24 protein-coding genes are annotated in these 17,414 nt (G+C 68.5%); 10 read left to right on the top strand and 14 right to left on the bottom strand.

Annotated elements, in window-relative coordinates; translation table 11 throughout:
* Positions 1-4 precede the first annotated feature (4 nt).
* From AB0O34_RS14415 to AB0O34_RS14445, 7 genes are all read right to left on the bottom strand, one after another.
* Positions 5-1,177, bottom strand: a complete 1,173-nt coding sequence (locus tag AB0O34_RS14415) for an ABC transporter permease (RefSeq protein WP_363915806.1) — start codon at positions 1,175-1,177, stop codon at positions 5-7.
* Entirely contained in the window at positions 1,174-2,097 is a 924-nt protein-coding gene (locus tag AB0O34_RS14420) for an ATP-binding cassette domain-containing protein (RefSeq protein ID WP_363915807.1), read from the bottom strand. The genes AB0O34_RS14415 and AB0O34_RS14420 overlap by 4 nt, the downstream gene beginning before the upstream one ends.
* Positions 2,090-2,407 (bottom strand): transcriptional regulator, encoded by a 318-nt coding sequence (locus AB0O34_RS14425; protein ID WP_363915808.1) that lies wholly within the window; start codon positions 2,405-2,407, stop codon positions 2,090-2,092. Before AB0O34_RS14425 ends, AB0O34_RS14420 begins: the two co-directional genes overlap by 8 nt.
* Positions 2,404-2,601 carry a hypothetical protein gene (locus AB0O34_RS14430; RefSeq protein ID WP_363915809.1) on the bottom strand — a complete coding sequence of 66 codons (198 nt, stop codon included), beginning with the start codon at positions 2,599-2,601 and terminating at the stop codon, positions 2,404-2,406. The genes AB0O34_RS14425 and AB0O34_RS14430 overlap by 4 nt, the downstream gene beginning before the upstream one ends.
* A gap of 134 nt (positions 2,602-2,735) precedes the next feature.
* Positions 2,736-3,389 carry an LUD domain-containing protein gene (locus AB0O34_RS14435; protein WP_363915810.1) on the bottom strand — a complete coding sequence of 218 codons (654 nt, stop codon included), beginning with the start codon at positions 3,387-3,389 and terminating at the stop codon, positions 2,736-2,738.
* 46 nt (positions 3,390-3,435) lie between these two features.
* The gene (locus AB0O34_RS14440) at positions 3,436-4,824 is read right to left on the bottom strand and encodes a lactate utilization protein B (RefSeq protein WP_363915852.1); all 1,389 of its coding nucleotides are present in this window, start codon (positions 4,822-4,824) and stop codon (positions 3,436-3,438) included.
* A gap of 35 nt (positions 4,825-4,859) precedes the next feature.
* On the bottom strand, positions 4,860-5,636 hold the full coding sequence (locus AB0O34_RS14445; RefSeq protein ID WP_363915811.1) for a (Fe-S)-binding protein: 777 nt from the start codon (positions 5,634-5,636) through the stop codon (positions 4,860-4,862).
* 88 nt (positions 5,637-5,724) lie between these two features.
* On the opposite strand from AB0O34_RS14445, the gene AB0O34_RS14450 reads away from it, so the two are divergent.
* The 7 genes from AB0O34_RS14450 (at position 5,725) to AB0O34_RS14480 (ending at position 10,040) form a co-directional block, all read left to right on the top strand.
* Positions 5,725-6,417 (top strand): FCD domain-containing protein, encoded by a 693-nt coding sequence (locus AB0O34_RS14450; RefSeq protein ID WP_363915812.1) that lies wholly within the window; start codon positions 5,725-5,727, stop codon positions 6,415-6,417.
* Between the two features lie 69 nt (positions 6,418-6,486).
* On the top strand, positions 6,487-7,506 hold the full coding sequence (locus tag AB0O34_RS14455; RefSeq protein WP_363915813.1) for an LLM class F420-dependent oxidoreductase: 1,020 nt from the start codon (positions 6,487-6,489) through the stop codon (positions 7,504-7,506).
* Positions 7,507-7,597: 91 nt separating this feature from the next.
* The gene (locus AB0O34_RS14460; protein ID WP_363915814.1) at positions 7,598-7,909 is read left to right on the top strand and encodes a hypothetical protein; all 312 of its coding nucleotides are present in this window, start codon (positions 7,598-7,600) and stop codon (positions 7,907-7,909) included.
* Positions 7,906-8,346 (top strand): type II toxin-antitoxin system VapC family toxin, encoded by a 441-nt coding sequence (locus AB0O34_RS14465; RefSeq protein WP_363915815.1) that lies wholly within the window; start codon positions 7,906-7,908, stop codon positions 8,344-8,346. Before AB0O34_RS14460 ends, AB0O34_RS14465 begins: the two co-directional genes overlap by 4 nt.
* Positions 8,347-8,664: 318 nt before the next feature.
* On the top strand, positions 8,665-8,901 hold the full coding sequence (locus AB0O34_RS14470) for a hypothetical protein (RefSeq protein ID WP_363915816.1): 237 nt from the start codon (positions 8,665-8,667) through the stop codon (positions 8,899-8,901).
* A 320-nt stretch (positions 8,902-9,221) separates the two neighbouring features.
* Entirely contained in the window at positions 9,222-9,473 is a 252-nt protein-coding gene (locus AB0O34_RS14475; RefSeq protein ID WP_363915817.1) for a hypothetical protein, read from the top strand.
* 333 nt (positions 9,474-9,806) lie between these two features.
* Positions 9,807-10,040 (top strand): hypothetical protein, encoded by a 234-nt coding sequence (locus tag AB0O34_RS14480; RefSeq protein WP_363915818.1) that lies wholly within the window; start codon positions 9,807-9,809, stop codon positions 10,038-10,040.
* A gap of 146 nt (positions 10,041-10,186) precedes the next feature.
* On the opposite strand, the gene AB0O34_RS14485 is transcribed toward AB0O34_RS14480, so the two are convergent.
* The 3 genes from AB0O34_RS14485 to AB0O34_RS14495 form a co-directional block, all read right to left on the bottom strand.
* Positions 10,187-10,477, bottom strand: coding sequence for a hypothetical protein (locus AB0O34_RS14485; RefSeq protein ID WP_363915819.1), 291 nt, complete (start codon positions 10,475-10,477; stop codon positions 10,187-10,189).
* 340 nt (positions 10,478-10,817) lie between these two features.
* Positions 10,818-11,054, bottom strand: a complete 237-nt coding sequence (locus AB0O34_RS14490; protein ID WP_363915820.1) for a DUF397 domain-containing protein — start codon at positions 11,052-11,054, stop codon at positions 10,818-10,820.
* A complete protein-coding gene (locus tag AB0O34_RS14495) occupies positions 11,051-11,398 on the bottom strand; it encodes a hypothetical protein (protein ID WP_363915821.1) in 348 nt (115 codons plus the stop codon). The genes AB0O34_RS14490 and AB0O34_RS14495 overlap by 4 nt, the downstream gene beginning before the upstream one ends.
* A gap of 131 nt (positions 11,399-11,529) precedes the next feature.
* On the opposite strand from AB0O34_RS14495, the gene AB0O34_RS14500 reads away from it, so the two are divergent.
* Entirely contained in the window at positions 11,530-11,799 is a 270-nt protein-coding gene (locus tag AB0O34_RS14500) for a winged helix-turn-helix domain-containing protein (protein WP_363915822.1), read from the top strand.
* A gap of 82 nt (positions 11,800-11,881) precedes the next feature.
* On the opposite strand, the gene AB0O34_RS14505 is transcribed toward AB0O34_RS14500, so the two are convergent.
* The 4 genes from AB0O34_RS14505 to AB0O34_RS14520 form a co-directional block, all read right to left on the bottom strand.
* A complete protein-coding gene (locus tag AB0O34_RS14505) occupies positions 11,882-12,061 on the bottom strand; it encodes a helix-turn-helix domain-containing protein (protein WP_363915823.1) in 180 nt (59 codons plus the stop codon).
* Positions 12,062-12,339: 278 nt separating this feature from the next.
* Positions 12,340-13,896 (bottom strand): ABC transporter substrate-binding protein, encoded by a 1,557-nt coding sequence (locus AB0O34_RS14510; RefSeq protein ID WP_363915824.1) that lies wholly within the window; start codon positions 13,894-13,896, stop codon positions 12,340-12,342.
* A gap of 190 nt (positions 13,897-14,086) precedes the next feature.
* Entirely contained in the window at positions 14,087-15,118 is a 1,032-nt protein-coding gene (locus tag AB0O34_RS14515; protein ID WP_363915825.1) for an ABC transporter substrate-binding protein, read from the bottom strand.
* On the bottom strand, positions 15,060-15,254 hold the full coding sequence (locus AB0O34_RS14520; protein WP_363915826.1) for a putative leader peptide: 195 nt from the start codon (positions 15,252-15,254) through the stop codon (positions 15,060-15,062). The genes AB0O34_RS14515 and AB0O34_RS14520 overlap by 59 nt, the downstream gene beginning before the upstream one ends.
* A 190-nt stretch (positions 15,255-15,444) precedes the next feature.
* On the opposite strand from AB0O34_RS14520, the gene AB0O34_RS14525 reads away from it, so the two are divergent.
* Positions 15,445-16,350: an MvdC/MvdD family ATP grasp protein gene (locus tag AB0O34_RS14525; RefSeq protein WP_363915827.1), complete on the top strand. Its 906-nt coding sequence runs from the start codon at positions 15,445-15,447 to the stop codon at positions 16,348-16,350.
* Positions 16,351-16,608: 258 nt separating this feature from the next.
* Entirely contained in the window at positions 16,609-17,253 is a 645-nt protein-coding gene (locus AB0O34_RS14530; protein WP_363915828.1) for a response regulator transcription factor, read from the top strand.
* The last annotated feature ends 161 nt before the right edge of the window (positions 17,254-17,414 follow it).

Genomic DNA, 17,414 nt, shown 5'->3' on the forward strand with positions numbered 1-17,414 from the left:
CGGACTACGAGGCGGAGCTCAGCGCCTCCCGCCACCGCACCCGCGCGCCCGTACGCAGGACCGCGCGCTGGTAGATGCGGCCGCCGGCGAGCAGCATGACCGCCGCCGCGAGGAGCATCAGACCCATCGCCAGGCCCGTCTCCCAGAGCGGCACCTCGATGACGGCCGCCCTCACCGGCATGACCATGCCGGAGAACGGCGGGACGATCGAGAGCACGTGCGTCAGCGTCCCGTCCGGGGACTGGACCGCGAGGAACCCGATCAGGTAGCTCACCATCAGCAGCATCGTGGCGGGCGTCAGCACGCCGCTGAGCTCCTCCTGCCGGGACACCAGCGAGGCGATCGCCGCGTACATCGCCGCGTAGAAGGCGTAGCCGAGCAGGAACCACACGATGGCCCCCGCCACCACGCCGTACGTGCCGTCGGGCAGCTCCGGCACCGCGCCGGTGACCTGGGCCGCCACGAGACCCACCGCGGCGATCACCAGGATCTGCGAGAGCCCGAGCACGCCGAGGCCGATGACCTTGCCCGCCAGGAGCTGCCACGGCCGTACCGCGGTGAGGAGGATCTCGACGATCCTGCTGCCCTTCTCCTCCACCACGCCCATGGCCACCCAGGTGCAGATCTGCATGAGCAGCATGAACAGGATGACGACGATGGTCACCGCGATCACGGTCCGGACCGTGGCGTCCTCGCCGCTGCCGTTGAGCGTGACCTCCTTCATCGGCCGCACCTGCTGCGCCTGCCCGACCTTGGCGGGATCGAGGCCGGCGGCGGTGAGGTTCTCCTCGGTCGCCACCATGCGGTGGGCGGTGTCGAGGATGACCGAGAGACCCCGGCCGACCACCGTCTTGGAGATCACCGTCGCGTTCTCCACGACCGCCGCCTCGACGTCGCCGTCCGCGACGGCCTTGCGCGCCGCCGCCTCGCCGGCGTAGCGGGTGACCTTGATGGTGAGGTCGGCCCCTGGCTGGACCTGCGCGGTGAGCGCGGCCTGGAGCCGGTCTGTCTGCGTGCCCACCAGGCCCACGGTGTAGTCGGTGCCGCCGCCCATCAGCTTCGGAAGGGCTGCCAGCACGGCCACCAGCACCGCCGTGACCAGCAGGCCGTAGCGGTATCCCTTGGTACGGCTCCGCACGCTGATCTCGCGCCGGGCGACCAGAGCTACGGCGTTCACGCGACCACCTCACGGAAGATCTCGGCGAGCGAGGGCTCCTGCCATCCGAAGTGCTGCACCCTGCCGGCGCTCGTGGCGACGCGCAGCACCTCCTGGTCGTCGGCCGGCGTCAGGATCACCTCGTCGTAACGCCCGGTGGCCTCCGCCTGGGCGAAGTCCCCATGGGGCGGCCGGTCGGTCTTGGAGATGATCTCTCCAGGGAGCCGGTCGGCCCACCCGGACTCGGCGCCGGTCACGACGACGCGCAGGCGCTTGCGCGACTCCCGTGCGCGCAGCTCCGACACGGTGCCTCCGGCGATCATGCGGCCGGCCTTGATGATGCCGACCGAGTCGCACAACCGTTCCACCAGGTCGAGCTGGTGGCTGGAGAACACGACCGGCACCCCCGCGGCCGTGCGTTCGGCGAGCACCGCGGCCAGGGCGTCGACCGCGATGGGGTCGAGGCCGGAGAACGGCTCGTCGAGCACCAGCACCTCGGGCTCGTGGATGAGCGCCACGGCCAGCTGCACGCGCTGCTGGTTGCCCAGCGACAGGCTGTCCACGTTGTCGCCGCGCCGCTCGGTGAGCCCGAGCCGCTCGATCAGGGCCTCCGACGACCGCCGCGCGGCCTCCGCGCCCATGCCGCCGAGCATGCCGAAGTACTCGATCTGCTCAGCGACGCGCATCTTGGCGTACAGCCCGCGCTCCTCCGGCATGTAGCCGAACCTGCGGCGGGTCTCGAAGCCGGCCCGTCTGCCCCTCCACCGGACCTCGCCGCCGTCGGCGGCGAGCACGCCCATCACGATGCGCATCGTCGTCGTCTTGCCCGCGCCGTTGGCGCCGACGAAGCCGAACATCTCGCCGGGGCCCACCGTGAGGCTCACGCCGTCGAGGGCCACCGTGTCGCCATACCGTTTCCTGAGCCCGTCCACCTCAAGCATGGGGGGATCCCTTCATGATCTTTTCGAGTACGGAGACGTACTCCTGGAAGGCCTCGCGCCCCTTGGGGGTGAGCGAGAGCCACGTGCCGGGCTTCTTGCTGACGAAGGCCTTCTGGACCTTGACGTAACCGGCCTCTTCGAGGGTCAGCATGTGCTTGGACAGCAGGGAGTCGCTGACCTCGATCGTGTCGCGCAGGAACCGGAACTCGACGTTCTCGGCGGCGGCCAGCGCCGCCATGATCGACAGTCGCACGGGCGTGTGGATGAGCGGGTCGAGGTGGTGCCGGGGGTGGGCTCCGTTCCCGGTCACCGCTCGCGTTCCCACGTGTGCAGGCGCCAGCCCGCGTACAGCACGGGCGTCGCCGCGGCGACCGCCACGGCGAGGCCCGTCGCGCTCCACCGGGCCGAGGGGCTCTCGGGGACGAGGGAGGTGAAGAACGCCGCGCCTACGCGGCCGATCTCCTCGAGCGCGGCGTCGGCGCTCAGATCGTCACTGGCGTTCATTGGGCTTCTCCCTCCTTCATGCGTTCAAAAACGTATCAAGTACTCAACTCCCATTCAAGTGGTGTCTACTTGTTCAAGATATGACGAACCCCGGCACGGCCGTACGGGCCATGCCGGGGGTGTCGCCTCGCGGACTACGGGAGGATCTCGGCGATGATCACTTCCAGCGTGCGGGGGCCGTGCACGCCCTCGACGCGGTTCAGCTCGATGTCGCTGGTCGCCGAGGGCCCGCTGATCCACGTCAGGGGCCGTACCGGGTCGAGGCGGGCGACCGCCTCCGGCACGCCGCTCACCACCTGCCCGGCCCGCACCACGCACAGGTGGTAGTCCGGCACGAGGGTCAGGGCCCTGCGGCCCTGGCCGGGGCCGGCGTCGAGCACGATCGTGCCGGTCTCGGCGATCCCGACCGCACAACCGGTGACCACGCCGTCCGCCGTTTCCAGACGGGCGGCACCGAGCGGCGGATCGTCCAGGAGCCGCTCCAGGCCGGGCGCGGCGGCCAGCCACTCTTCCGGCAGCCCGTCGGGTACGACCACCCGCCGCGCTCCCCGGGCGGACAGCGCCAGGGCGACGGTGGCGGCGACCTCGCGCTCCGGTACGACGTGCACGATCGCCCGGTAGTCACGGACCCGCTCGGCGAACAGCTCGGTGATCAGCTCTGGGGGCCCGGACACGTGGCGCGTCCGGTACCCGCGGGGGATCTCCACCTCGGGCGCGCCCGCGACGGCCGCGCGGATCCGGGAGAGGATCCGGTCGCGGGAGCTCCGCGTCTCGGACGGACGGCTCATCGGTGCCCTCCCTCGGCGTGGTTCCCGGACGGACGGGACGGACGGCTCATCGGTGCCCTCCCTCTGTGCGGTCCCACCAGTCGCGGAACGACTCCTCAGGCACCTGCGGGACGTCCCTGGTGTCCGTCCACGCCGCGCCGGGACCCGGCAGATGCCTCTTCGGCACGAGCTTTCTGAACCGGCTCGCCAGGCGCTGGGCGCGCTCCAGCCGTACCGGCGTGTCGAGCACCCATCCGGCGGCCTTCAGCCCGAGCCGCTCGGCCGGGCCGTGCGGCGACCTGGCGCGCAGGTGCACGAGCACCTCCGGGATGTCGATCGCGACCGGGCACACGTCGTAGCACGCGCCGCACAGGCTGGAGGCGTACGGCAGCGAGGCGTCGAGCTCGGAGGCCATCCCGCGAAGTTGCGGGGTGAGGATGGCCCCGATCGGCCCGGGATAGACCGAGCCGTACGCGTGGCCGCCGACGCGCTCGTAGACGGGGCAGACGTTGAGGCAGGCCGAACAGCGGATGCAGCGCAGCGCCTGGCGCCCGATCTCGTCGGCCAGCACCTTGGTGCGGCCGTTGTCGAGGAGCACCAGGTGGAACTCCTGGCCCTCGGTGGCGCCCGTCCACATGGAGGTGTAGGGGTTCATCCGCTCGCCGGTGGAGCTCCTCGGCAGCAACTGCAGGAACACCTCCAGGTCGCGCCAGGTCGGCAGGACCTTCTCGATGCCCACCACGCTGATCAGCGTCTCCGGCAGCGTGAGGCACATGCGGCCGTTGCCCTCGGACTCCAGCACCACGAGGGTGCCGGTCTCGGCGACCACGAAGTTGGCGCCGGAGATGCCGACCTTGGTGGAGAGGAACCGCTCGCGCAGGTGCAGGCGCGCGGCCTCGGCGAGCGCCCTCGGGTCGTCGCTCAGGCTCTCGGGAGCGGGGCGGCCCCATTCGGCCATGTGCTCAAGGAAGATTTCCCGGATCTCCGAGCGGTTCCGGTGGATGGCCGGCACCAGGATGTGGGATGGCCAGTCGTCGCCGAGTTGCACGATCAGCTCGGCGAGGTCGGTCTCGTAGGCGGTGATCCCGGCTTCGGACAGCGCCTCGTTGAGGCCGATCTCCTGGGTGGCCATCGACTTGACCTTGACCACCTCGGTCTGGCCAGTGGCCCTGACCAGGCCGGTCACGATCTCGTTGGCCTCGGCGGCGTCCGACGCCCAGTGGACGTGGCCGCCCGCCCCGGTGACCGCCTCCTCCACCTGGAGTAGGTAGCGGTCGAGGTTGCGCAGCGTCTCGTCCTTGATCGCCTTGCCCGCCGCGCGCAGCTCGTCCCAGTCGGGCAGCTCCTCCACCACGGACGCCCGCTTGGCGCGGATCGTGTGCGTCGCCTTGCGGAGGTTGTACCTGAGCTGGGAGTCCTGGAGTGCCTCCTCGGCGTTCTCCGGGAAGGCGGGCATGCCGAGGAAGGTGCCGGGGGCCTCTCCTTCGCGGGTCACTGGTCCGACTCCGTGGTGGCCAGGATCTCGGCCAGGTGCATGACCCGCACGCCGGCGCGCATGCGGCTGAGCGTGCCGCCGATGTGCATCAGGCAGGAGTTGTCGGCGGCACAGAGCACTTCGGCGCCCGTAGAGATGATATTTCCTACCTTGTCGGCACACATGGCTGCCGAAACGGCCGCGTTCTTCACCGCGAAGGTGCCGCCGAAGCCGCAGCACTCCTCCGCGCCGGGAAGGGGCGTGAGCTCCAGCCCTCGCACGCTCTGGAGCAGCCGGGTCGGCTTGTCCCCCACGCGCAGCCCGCGCAGCGAGTGGCATGTCGGGTGATATGTCACCCGGTGTGGGAAATATGCGCCTACGTCGGTGACGCCGAGCACGTCCACCAGGAACTCCGACAGGTCGTACACCTTCGGGGCGACCTCGGCCACCTCCTCCGCGAACGGGGAGTGCCCGCCGTGCGCCCCCGCGAACGCCCCCGCCCGTGTCGCGCCCATGCCCGCCGCCAGCTTCGGGTACTGCTCGCGGACCATCGCGGCGCACGAACCCGACGGGGCGACCACGGCGTCGTAGCCGCGGAAGACGTCCAGGAAGTGCCGCGCCAGCCGTACGCCCTCGTCGCGGTATCCGGTGTTGACGTGCATCTGACCACAGCAGGTCTGGGCCGTGGGGAACTCCACCTCGCAACCGAGGCGGCGCAGCAGCGTCACGACCGCCTTCCCCGTGCCCGGGAAGAGTGTGTCGTTGACACACGTGACGAACAGGGCTACCCGCATCGGACCCCTTCCTTGCGTCACTCCGGCCGGAGTGGAGTGGTGAAGCCGAGTATGGTCAGACCATACTCCAGGGCAGAAGGAGGGTCACGTGGCGGGCAGGGCGCGGCGGACACGCGCGTTCGAGGAGGTGCTCCTCCAGGTCGAGCGGCGGATCGCCGAGGACGGGCTCAGGGTGGGAGACCGCCTCCCCGGCGAGCGGCAGCTCGCCGAACAGCTCCAGGTCAGCCGGGCCTCGGTGCGCGAGGCACTTCGCGTGCTCGAAACGCTGGGCGTGGTGTCGTCGCAGGCCGGCCGGGGGCCCGACGCGGGGGCGATCCTGACCTCCCGCCCCGACAGCGCGCTCACCGACCTGCTCCGCCTCAGCCTCGGCCTGTCCAGCCTGTCGCTGCGCGAGGTCATCGACACCCGCCTGATGATCGAACGCTGGTCCGCCGAACACGCCGCGGCCTCGCCCGCGGTGGCGGCCGAACCCGACGCGATGGCGGAGGCGATACGGGCGATGGAGGCGGCGGCGACCGCCGAGGAGTTCGTGGAGCACGACATCGCCTTCCACGTGGCCATCGCCGAGGCCTCCGGCAACAGGCTCGTCGCGGCCGTGATGCGCGCCCTGCGCGGCGCGATGCGCCGGTACGCCATCGAGGCCGTCGAGGGCCTCGGCGACACCGGCGCGTTACAGGGGGACCACCGCCGGATCCACGCCGCGATCACCTCGGGCGACGCGGCGGCGGCCGTCGAGGCCGTGACCGCCCACCTCGCCCACGCCTACCCCGAGCTCTTCTGACCCTCGACCCGCACAGATAGAACGTGTTCTAATGCGGGCGGTGGACCGTACTCCCCCGGAGGTCTGGACATGAGCGGTGACCTGAAGCTCGGACTGAACGTCGGCTACTGGCAGCGGAACGCCGACGACGCCACCGAGGTGGTCCAGACGGCCGAGCGGCTCGGCTACGACTCGGTGTGGACGGCCGAGGCGTACGGGTCGGACGCCTTCACCCCTCTGGCCTGGTACGGCGCCCGGACCAGCAGGATCAAGCTGGGCACCAGCGTCGCGCAGATCTCGGCGCGCGCGCCGGTCACCACCGCGATGACCGCCATGACGCTCGACCACCTCACCGGAGGCCGGTTGCTGCTCGGTATCGGCGCATCCGGTCCCCAGGTCGTGGAGGGCTGGTACGGCCGGCCGTTCCCCCGGCCGCTCGCCCGCACCCGCGAGTACGTCGACATCATGCGCAAGGTGTGGCGCAGGGAAGAACCGGTTACCAGCGACGGTCCGCACTACCCGCTGCCGTACCCCGGCGGAGCCGAGCTGGGCAAGCCGCTCAAGCTGATCACCCACCCGCTGCGGCCGGAGATCCCGATCTACCTCGGCGCGGAGGGGCCCAAGAACGTCGCGCTGGCCGCCGAGATCACCGACGGCTGGCTGCCGCTGTTCGTCTTCCCCGAGAAGATCGAGAGCATGTACGGCGAATCCCTGGCGGGCGCCAGGCCCGGCTTCGACATCGCGGCGATGGTGCTGGTGATGATCACCGGCGACGTCCAGGCCGCCCTGAACGGCGTCAAGATGATGCTCACGCTCTACATCGGGGGCATGGGCGCCAAGAGCCGCAACTTCCACGCCGACATCGTCGGCCGCATGGGCTTCGCCGACGCGGCCCAGAAGATCCAGGAGCTGTACCTCGCGGGACGCAGGGACGAGGCCTTCGAGGCGATCCCGGACGAGCTGGCCGACGGCATCTCCCTGGTCGGCCCGATCGGCCGCATCCGCGAACGCCTCCAGCTGTGGCGCGACAGCCCGGTCACCAACCTCCTCGTCATGGGCCCCCGCGACGAGCCCACCCTGCGCTCGATCCGCGACCTGGTACTCGGCTGACCGGCGTTCAGGCCACCGATCTATGATCGCCGCCGACGAGAAATGATATCACTTTCAGAAGTGATATCATGCGCCTATGAAGCAGCTCCTGTTGAGGGTCGACGACGAGCTCCACGCACGCTTGCGCGAACGCGCGCGGCGGGAACACCGCTCCATCAACGCGATCGCCAACGACATCCTCGCAGTCGCCGCGACGATGGATCCGGATTCGCCTCAGGACCGGCTGAAGTCCCGAGCCGCGGCACTCGGAGTGCTCGCTCAGCGAGCTCCGCGCGACCCCGGCGACGGGACCACCGCATCTGCCCCGCACCATCCCGTGGACATGGAGCGGATCGTCCGGCTCACGACAGGCTGGGGCCCCCAACTCGACGAGATCATCGCCGATGATCGTGACCGCTCATGATCGTCTACGCGGACTCGTCGGTACTGGCCCGCGCCTACCTTGCCGACGAGCCCTACCACGCTGAGGCGCGATCTCTGCTCGAAGATCCGGATGTTCTTATGGTCACGGGATCGTGGACCGACATCGAGGTGAGTGGCGCCCTCGTACGGGCCGCACGCGGGCACAGCGGAGATCTTCAGGAACTCCTGCGCGCCTGGGACAGCCACACCAACCCGGAAGGCGGGCTCATCACTCTGCTCACCGCCCCACAGGAGCAGGTGGAGGCACGGGCGCTTCACATCGTCCGCCGGCACGGGCTGCGAGCCATGGACGCCTGGCATGTGTCCATCGCGTCTTTGGTGGTTCCGGAGCTGGCTGACGGCGACAGTTACGGTTTCGCGTCCCGCGACAAGGCTCAGGCCGAGGTCGCGGCAGGATACGGCTTCATGCCCGTCTGAGCGGCGGCGCGAATCCGGTGAGGCGTGGGAACAGGCGGTGGGCGTTGCGTGTGATCAGGCCCCGCCAGGCCCGCGCACCGGTCCATCGGCTCCAGGTGCGCCGCTGGGCTCCAGCCGGGCCAGCCGGGGCCAATTCCTAGATGGCGCTGAACGTTTCAGGCCTGCGGCGCCTGTCTTCGGGGCCGCTCCAGGTCAGATCCGCCGGAGTCGGGGGCCGGTAGGCGTGGCCTGTCTCTGGGCGACCGGCGATGCGACGCTTCCTGTGCTGCCTCCGGAGCGCTTCCGGATATGTACTTCTGTCACCCAGCAGGAGAATTCATGCACAAGGTAAGAAATCTGCTCCTCACGGTCGCCCTCGCCAGTGGTCTGGCGGTCTCCCTTGGGGCGATGCCGGCGCAGGCCGCCACCCTCCGGAACGTCTACTACGACTCATCCGACTGCTACCGATACGGCAGCTACGGCGTCCAGAACGGTTTGTGGACCTCGTACACCTGCACCTTCGTCAGCAACGGGTCCAGCACGTGGCCGTACGGCTTCTGGTTCCTCTACGCGTGACCTCCCTCCGGCGGCCCTGCCAGTAAGGAATTCCCTACCTCCTCCCGCGGCCCGGCCAAGGGAACTCCCCGCTCTTTCCGGGCAATCAGGGAGCATCACCTGGCCGGGCATCAGCACGTCGGTTCGCGCCTGGGCCGGGGGCACCGGGGGCAGCCCCTTCCACACCGAAGGGACGGTCCGGTTCCGCGCCCACTACGTCGACCACGGACGCCCCGGCCGCATGGAAGGTCGGTCGGTATTCCTTTTGGGGAATTGTCGGTCAGCGGGCCCTTCTCGCAAGGTGTGAAGGAACACGGACACATCAGGTGAGGAGAAGCAGTGTGAGGGCGCTTCTGGAGGCCTCTACGCCTGAGGTCAAGGAAGTGCCTCCGGCTGTCTTCCAGGCCCCGGAGATCAAGGCTGAGAAGCCTGTGGAGATCGTGAGCGAGACCCTGTTCGACCTCCCCCCGGCGAGCGGCGGGGTCGCTCCGGTGACAATCGTTCTGGGCGCCCACGGGATGAAGTTCGTTCCGCTCGTCACTCCCAGCGAGATCGACTGGGACGCCATCCTTGAGATGGAGGCCGCTGCCTAGCGGCCTCTGGAGAGTGCTCCCCGGCCACGCGCCGGGGGGCTTTTTCCTGCCGCATCGGCTCCGGTTTCCTGAACCCCAGCGTCTGCTGCACGTAAATCTAACTTCCCCCTGACCTGGACAAAGGGTCTTTCCCTGCCTTGCGCGGTTCGGCTCGAATAGTGGACTGAATTCAGATGGCCTTGATCTTGCGGTGTCATTTCTGGCAGTTTCTTGTTGCCGGTGTCGTGGGCGAAGCTATCAGTGATCTTTGACGTTCCGTGACAGCGCAATCACGGACGAAGTACATACTTGTCCACGTATCCCCCTTCGACCTCAAGTCAGGATTCGTGGCCGATGTTCCTCCCGCAGTCCCCCCGCTGGCAGCGCGCCGTCATCGTCGCCCTGCTCATCGTTCCCTTGCTCGTGATCATCCTCCTGAGCTTCCCTGTTTGGCTCTCCTGGCCCTGGCTGAAGCAGGACCGGCGCACTGACGTACTCAACCTGGTGGAGAAGGTGACCGACGCCTTGAAGGCGTTCGTGGCCGAGTCGAAGGACAAGGATGACGACCATGAGGACGCCACCAAATAGAGAAGCCGCCGGCCACGATCGGTCGGCGACCGCACATGCCCCCGCAGGAAAGAAGAAAGAAGTTCATCCGTCACGTACGTGGGCACAGGAAAGGCCCCTCCCCGGATCGGGAGGGGCCACGTCCATCCACCACTCAAGGAAGCGGATCACTCACGCTTCCTCTGCTTGCGTAACCAGCGTCGCCACGCGGGAAGCTCAGGAGGCTTGTCCACTTCCCCGCCTGGCTCGTCATCCGATTCTTCCGCACTGTCGTCTGTGCGGTAGGTCAGTGCTAGCTCACCAACAAATCGGTTCTTCCAAGTGATCTTTGCCACGCGCTGGGCGTTGCCCACCAGTATGACTAGAAGGACACCTAGGAACGTCGTCGCTATGACTGCGACCACTGGAAGAATCAACCTTCCAGGGCTGCTGACCGCGTCTGCGATCGCAGCCCCCATGGTGCGCTACGCCTTACCCGGGTTCAGAGATTTCGAGGACATCCCCGCCCCTTTCCCTAATCGAATTCAAATAAATTCGGGGGGTCTGAAGCCCATGAGCGACCTAGGTTGTCGCCCCGTCTTCTCGGCGTATCTCTGCTTAGTGGAGCGCATAAAAATCTCCCCGCACTATCCACGTCGGCAGTCGTCCCCACCATGGCGGGGACCGAATCACACGCGGGACCATTCTACGGAAAACCGGGCTATTCGCCACTCAAACGACATAACCCCAGATCAGGGCATGAAGAAGCCCCCGAGCACTCCAAGAACCCAGGGGCTTCTCGTAGGACTTCTTAGAGCCCTACGTCTGCGGGGAGATCCACGTCTCAGCGGGGTTCAGCTCGTACGACGGCTCCAGGTCGAACTCTCCGGTCTTCGCCCCCCGCAGGAACATGACCCACTCGGAGTAGGTGAAGAAGAGAACGGGCGATGCGTCGCCGTGCTTAGAGTCCCTCACTTTCACGCCGTCGATGGTGACGGCGACCTCGACACATTGGTCCGTGCTGTAGCTCCCCGAAGCCTTCCGCCACTCAGTCACCTGCTCATCTCCTCAAGCAAGGAGAGAAGCACGTCGGCAACCGCGAGAGGGCTACCGACCTCCGAGACCGTGAGCCGATGAACCCCCTGCGGGCTGGCGGGGGGTTGCGTCCGTGAGCGCGGCTGATCCACTTCGACGGTGCCGACATGATGGCGTCCGGCGTACACGTCCAGTTCTGGCCTGCCACGGTTGATGTAGGTGTGCCGACCACCCCGCATGGACAGGTGGTAGTGGTTCACAAGCCTCGTGGTGAACCCTCTTGCCCGAAGTTGTGCCGCCACGTCCCCGAGAGCCTTCGCCTGCTCCTCGACTGTCTTGGCGTTGATGAACTCCGATCGCTCCATGCCCTGCCTTCCGTCGTGCCCTGCTGACGGGGCCAGACTAAGTAAACATGTCCACTGCTGTCCATGGAGGTCTCTAGATATCCAGTGGTAGGAGCGACTTGGCACTCCTACCTAGGGTCGTGCATGTGCGTGTGTGGACCGAAGAGGACTGGGACCCTGCCCTCTACAAGTGGGAGCAGATAGCCGACGTGATCCGTCAGCGGATCATCGCTGGTGAGCACGACAAGCCTGAGGACCGGCTGATCTCAGAAGTCGCGCTACGGGAAGAGTTCGACGTGGCGCGCGGCACCATCAGGAAGGCGATCGAAGCCCTGAGGGCAGAGGGCTGGATCATCACCAAGGCCGGTAAGGGTTCGATCGTCGTGCCGAAGGACGACAGGCCCGAGCCGCCGACACAGTGAAGGCCCCCGGCGAACCAGGGGCCTTCTGCCTTCAATCGCTGTGTCAGCAGGACGACGGAAGGCAGAGCTAAGCGTAGCGGTGCTAGGGCTGTCCAACGGGCCTAGATTCTGCCCATTCCTCTAGCTTTGACCGAAGCACCTTGAGCTTGACGCCGTGCTTCACCCACGGAATTCCGTGCTCCCGCCCTTCACGGCGGCACCATTGTTCAGACTCGTTCAAGAAGAGCGCGACTTCCTTAACGGTCATGTAGCAGTCTTCCATTTCTGGCACTGTTCCTCGCTTGCCTGTCGCTTATCTGGCGACTCTAAGCAGAGCGCGCACCAGAATGTCGTTATCGCGTTAGTCTCGCCACGTGATTACTTCGACCGGATGTCCATCTGACGTGTATCCGTCCGCGTTGGCTCTCCTGACGCCTTCACTTAGTCGCGTGCTTGTCATTATAAGGATACCGGCATGGTCAGGAAAATTAATCCGCCGACAAGCACCGTCGAGGTCTGCTAGCTTAAAGACGCTATTAGGCGACCACTGTCTTGTTTCAATCAAAACGGTTTTGCCTGTGGGGGCGTTGATCCCCATCGGGACGGAAGGGGCCGGTTCCACGGCCTTCTCTTCCTTCGGACCTTCACGCACAGGACCTGGCCGGACGCTACGTCGCGCTCTGGAACGAGCCGGACGCGGACCTGCGCCGCAAGGCCATCGAGGAGCTGTGGGCGCAGGACGGCGCCCACATACTCCATCCGCCGAAGGAGATGCGGGACCTCGCCGCCGAGCTGGGCTTCGACGCCACCACCCTTGAAACTCATGGGTACGACGCGTTCGAGGTCCGGGTGACCCGCAGTCACGAGGAGTTCGTCGCCCCCGGGGAGTTCACCTTCCGGCCGGGCAAGGACAGCGCCGTCCGCCTGCACGACATCGTCAAGCTCACCTGGGAGATGGTGCCCGTCGGCGGCGGTGAGGTCGCAGGCGGCGGCCTGGACATCCTCGTCCTCGACAAGGACGGCCGCATCAAGACCGACTACATGTTCCCCGGCCTCTGACCCACCCGGCCCAGTCCCTCCATAACCGCTGGGGAGGGGCCACAGGTGTCGGAGGACACGGGCTGTCAGACCGCCGCCTTGCTGAGGTGGGGCCTGGCGGCTCCGATCCTGAGGGGGCTCGGGCCTGGCGGGTTCCTTCCTCCGCGACTCCGGCGTTGTCAGAGCGGTGGAGACCACGGCTTCCAGGTCGGGGGCGGTCGTATCGGAGACGTCGATCGGGCGGCGGAGGAAGTTGGCCGCGTACAGGATGTCGGCGGCCTCCTGCTGCTCGGCGAGGAACTCCGCTCCTGCGGGCTCCAGCCGCCAGGGCAGGCGGGCGAGGCCGATCTCCCAGGCGTCCACCGAGCCGCCGACCGCCTCCACCATGAGGTGGGCCGCCTCCCTCGGATTGGCCCACACCCAGTCGTCGGCCTGCTGGAGCGCCCTGACCAGGGTGGCGACCGCGTCCGGGCGGGTCTCGGCGAAGTCGCGCCGGGTGAAGAACACCGACCGGTTCGAGATCACCCCCGCCGTGTCCGCGAGGGTCACGGTCTTCCCGGACGTCTCCGCCTTCACCAGGTCGGCCCCCTGGGCCACCCATGCGGCGATCTCGCCCGTGCGCAGCCACCGTACGGCCTCACGCCCGACCGCGCGGGGCTCGATGTCCTGGTACGAAAGGCCGGCCTCGGCGAGGAGCTTGGCCAGGAAGTGGGTCTGCCAGGAGCCGGCACCGAAGGCGACGGGCCTGCCCGCGAGATCGGCGACCGAGCGGATGGGGCTTGACCGATGCGCCGCGTTCTCCGGGCCGGGCGCGGCGATCAGGAGTGCTCCGTGGCCGGGGCGGGGGGCGGAGGCCGCCGCGTAGACGATGGGGAGCCCGGCGGCCTGGGCGGTCAGGGGTGGGGTCGATCCGGTGCCGCCGAAGTCGATCGCGCCCTCGGCCAGCAGCTCGCCGGTCCGCGTGCCGTCGTCGTAGAAGTACAGCTCCAGCGGCTCTTCGAAGGTGTCGAGGACGTGATCGAGGCGCGAGAGGAAGAACAAGGACGGATTGCCGTTGTGCACGCCTATTCGAATGGTCACAGGTGAACTCCCAAGTCTCGTCCCAGGATGGACACCGGAGGGGAGGGCTGCCAACCCCTTAACGCCCTCCACCTCCGATGCATCCGGATACGGCGGCCATCCTCGCGAGCGCGCCCCGCTCTTCGCCGTATCCCGCTTGTGACCCCCACAGCATTCACACGGTCAGTTCCTGGTACGTCCGCCGGCGCCTTCATACGGTCTGCTCCTGGTACGCGCGCCGGCGGGCGTGGGCGCTCGCGAGCGGGGTGTGGTCGGCCCAGGAGGCCACGTCCACGGCGGACTCCAGGAAGCCGTGGGTCCACAGGAAGCGCTCCTGCTCGGCGAGGAGGGCGAGCCGCTCGGCGGACAGGTCGATCGTCAGGTCGGGCAGGCGGTACGCCCCCGGCGGCTGAGCGTCCCCGGAGAGCGTCGGGGCCTGGTCAGGATAGGCGGACGCCCATTCGGCGGCGTCCAGCAGCACCCGCAGGAACCGCGCGACGAGGTCCGGGCGGACGTCCAGCAGCAGCTGGTCGGCGGTGATCGGCCTGACCGTGCCGTCGTTGATCCTCACCCGCTGGTCCGGGTGGCCGTCGAGGTCGATCGCGACGTGCAGGCCGTATCGCCCGGCGGCCTCCACGGCCGCCGCGCCCTTGACGTACACGGCGTCGATGTCGCCCCCGGCGAGCGCTTCGAGTTCCGGCTCCCACTGCCAAGTGTCGGGCCTGGGAAGCCCGACAGGGGTGAAGGCCCGCTGCGAGGTGCCGAGCACGGCGGGCCCGGAGATCCGCCGGCCGGGGACGGACCTGGCCGGGACGTCGATCAGGTGGGCGTCGTTGAGCGTGAGCCCTCCCGCCCATAGGGCGCCCTGGAAGCCCCGGAGGGCCGTCGCGCGGCGGACGTCCACGGGAGCGCCCTTGCGCAGAGGCAGGCCGAGGCGCCGTCCCCGCAGGTCCTCCGGACCGCGGATGGTCACGTACGGCCGCGTGAGGATGGCCTGGCGTTCCTCGGCCCAGGTCAGGCCGATGAGGCGGGTCGTGGCACCGCGCGATCGCGCCCACAGCGCCCGTACGTTGCCGTCGTCGTGGAACAGAGTCCTGAGCGCGCGCTCGTGGCGATGCCCCGCCGAGGCGAGGGGGCGTACGGCGATGCCTTCGGGGCTGAACTCGTCGTCGAGCCAGCCGAGATCAGCGGCGATCCCGGTGGCGGTGGGTCCGGGGCGGCGATGGTACCACAGCTCCTGCACTGTCTTCTCCTGTCGTGGTCGATCGGCCGATGGGCGTCTCGGCACGACAGAGAGCCCCGGTGACCCTGCACAGATCGACGTGTCGACGGGAAGTCAGAAAGGCGGCGCGGTCCACTCTTCCAAGGTAAACGCTCACCCTCGCCTTTACAACTATTCCTACTGGTTTTATGGAGAATTGCTTTCCAAGCCATCCACAAGTCCGTGGATCCGCCGACAAGCTGCGATCAAGTGATCCACGTCATCGTGGAACGTCCAGGGGATCGGTGACGCCGCGGCGGCGGGCGAGGGGGGCCGGCCGTGCCCACGCACGAGTGGAGAAAGCATCAATGAGCAGCACGGTGCTCATCCTCACCGAGGATGGCGACACCCAGGCGCGGCACGTCGCCCGCGCTCTGGCGGGGCGAGGAGCCGACACGCTCGTCCTCGACCCCGGATGGTTCCCCGGCGTCGCCCGGATCTCCGTCGCCCTGGACCCCTCCGGGTCGGCCCGCCGGACGCTCCTCACCGACGAGCGGCGCGTCGACCTCGACCGGCTCACCTCGGTGTGGTTCCGGCGCCCGGGGCCGCCGCTGGGCGATCCGGCCGGCGACGGCCCCGTGCAGCAGAACGGGCTCGCCTCCGACGTATGGGACACGCTCGACTGCCTCGCCGTGCCGGCGTCGCGTGCGGTGATCCAGCGCGCCCAGCGCAAGCTCTACCAGCTCTCCGCCGCGGGCCGGCTGGGCTTCGAGCTGCCCTCCACGCTGATCAGCACCGACCACGACGAGCTGCTGGACTTCTACCTCGCCCACCAGGGGCAGATCGTCACCCGGGTGCTCAACCGCCCGTGGGCCATCACCGAGCGGAACCCGCAGGAGGAGGTGCCGATGCTGACCGACCCGAAGGGCACCGGGCCGTTCCCTCTGGTCGCGCAGGCGCAGGTGCTGCGCAGGCTCGCCTTGCGGGTGATCGTCACCGGCTCCCGGGTGTTCGCCGCCGAGATCCACTCGCCGAAGAGCGTACGGCGGCTGCGCCCGCACGCCCTGCCCGACGACGTGCGGCTGCGCTGCCAGAACCTCATGCACGCCCTCGGCCTGTCCTTCGGGACGATCGACCTGACCCTGACCCCCGAGGGCCGGTACGTGTTCCTGGAGGTCAACCCCGGAGGCGGCTTCCTGCTGATCGAGGAGATCACCGGCATGCCCGTCACCGAGGCCCTGTGCGACCTGCTCCTGCCGGCGTCCCCGGCATAGCCCCTGGGCTGGGAAAAGAAGTGGCCCTCGTAGCCGGTCGCCCGCTCGAGGCAACCAGCGTTCAGGCGTGGCGGCGACAAGGGGTCATGCGGCGTGCTCGGTGCACAGGCACCCGACGCCCCGCTCGATCCACCCCTGGCCGACCCACTCGGGATGCCGAGGAGGACGACCGCAGGGGGCCGAGTTCCGCGGCCGGAGCCCCGCCCGCACTGGACGAACCGGGCGGCGGCCCGCCCGCTTGCTGGCAGAATCGGGCGGGTGAGGGTACTCGTCGCGGACGACCAGGAGCTCGTGCGAACCGGATTCAAGATGATCCTCGACGCCCAGCCGGACATCGAAGTGGTCGCGGCCGTCGCCGACGGGGCCGCGGCGGTCGAGCAGGCCCGCCGCCTGCGGCCCGACGTCTGCCTGCTGGACATCCGGATGCCCCGGCTCGACGGCCTGGAGGTCACCAGGATCCTGGCCGGCCCCGGCGTGCCCGACCCCATGCGCGTGGTGATCGTCACGACCTTCGACCTCGACGAGTACGTGTACGGCGCGCTGCGGGCGGGCGCCTGCGGGTTCCTGCTCAAGGACAGCGGGCCGACGCTGCTGATCGAGGCGGTCCGCGCCGCCGCCAACGGTGACGCGCTGGTCTCGCCGTCGGTCACCGTGCGGTTGCTCGCGCACCTCGCGAGGCCCGTGGCCGTCCCGGCGCGGGCTCCGAGGGAGGCGCTGACCGAGCGCGAGCTGGACGTCGTGCGCCTGGTCGCGCGGGGCCGTACCAACCAGGAGGTCGGCGGCCAGCTGTTCGTCTCCCTCTCCACGGTGAAGACGCACCTCGGCAGCATCCAGGCGAAGCTCGGCGCCCGCAACCGCGTCGAGATCGCGGCGTGGGCCTGGGAGTCCGGCGTCGTGCGCTGAGCCGCCGCCGCGAGCCTCGCGCCGTAGGGGCGAACGGATGCTATGGACATGCGTCGACCAAGCTTTCACGCGCGCTCCCCGGGCGCGGATAAACCTCAGATCATCTCGTGTATATACAGGATCTTCTCCCTCGCCTCGCCGATTAGCGGAGAGGTCTCCTG

The organism is Sphaerisporangium sp. NPDC088356 (assembly GCF_040685555.1).
Classification (GTDB): domain Bacteria; phylum Actinomycetota; class Actinomycetes; order Streptosporangiales; family Streptosporangiaceae; genus Sphaerisporangium.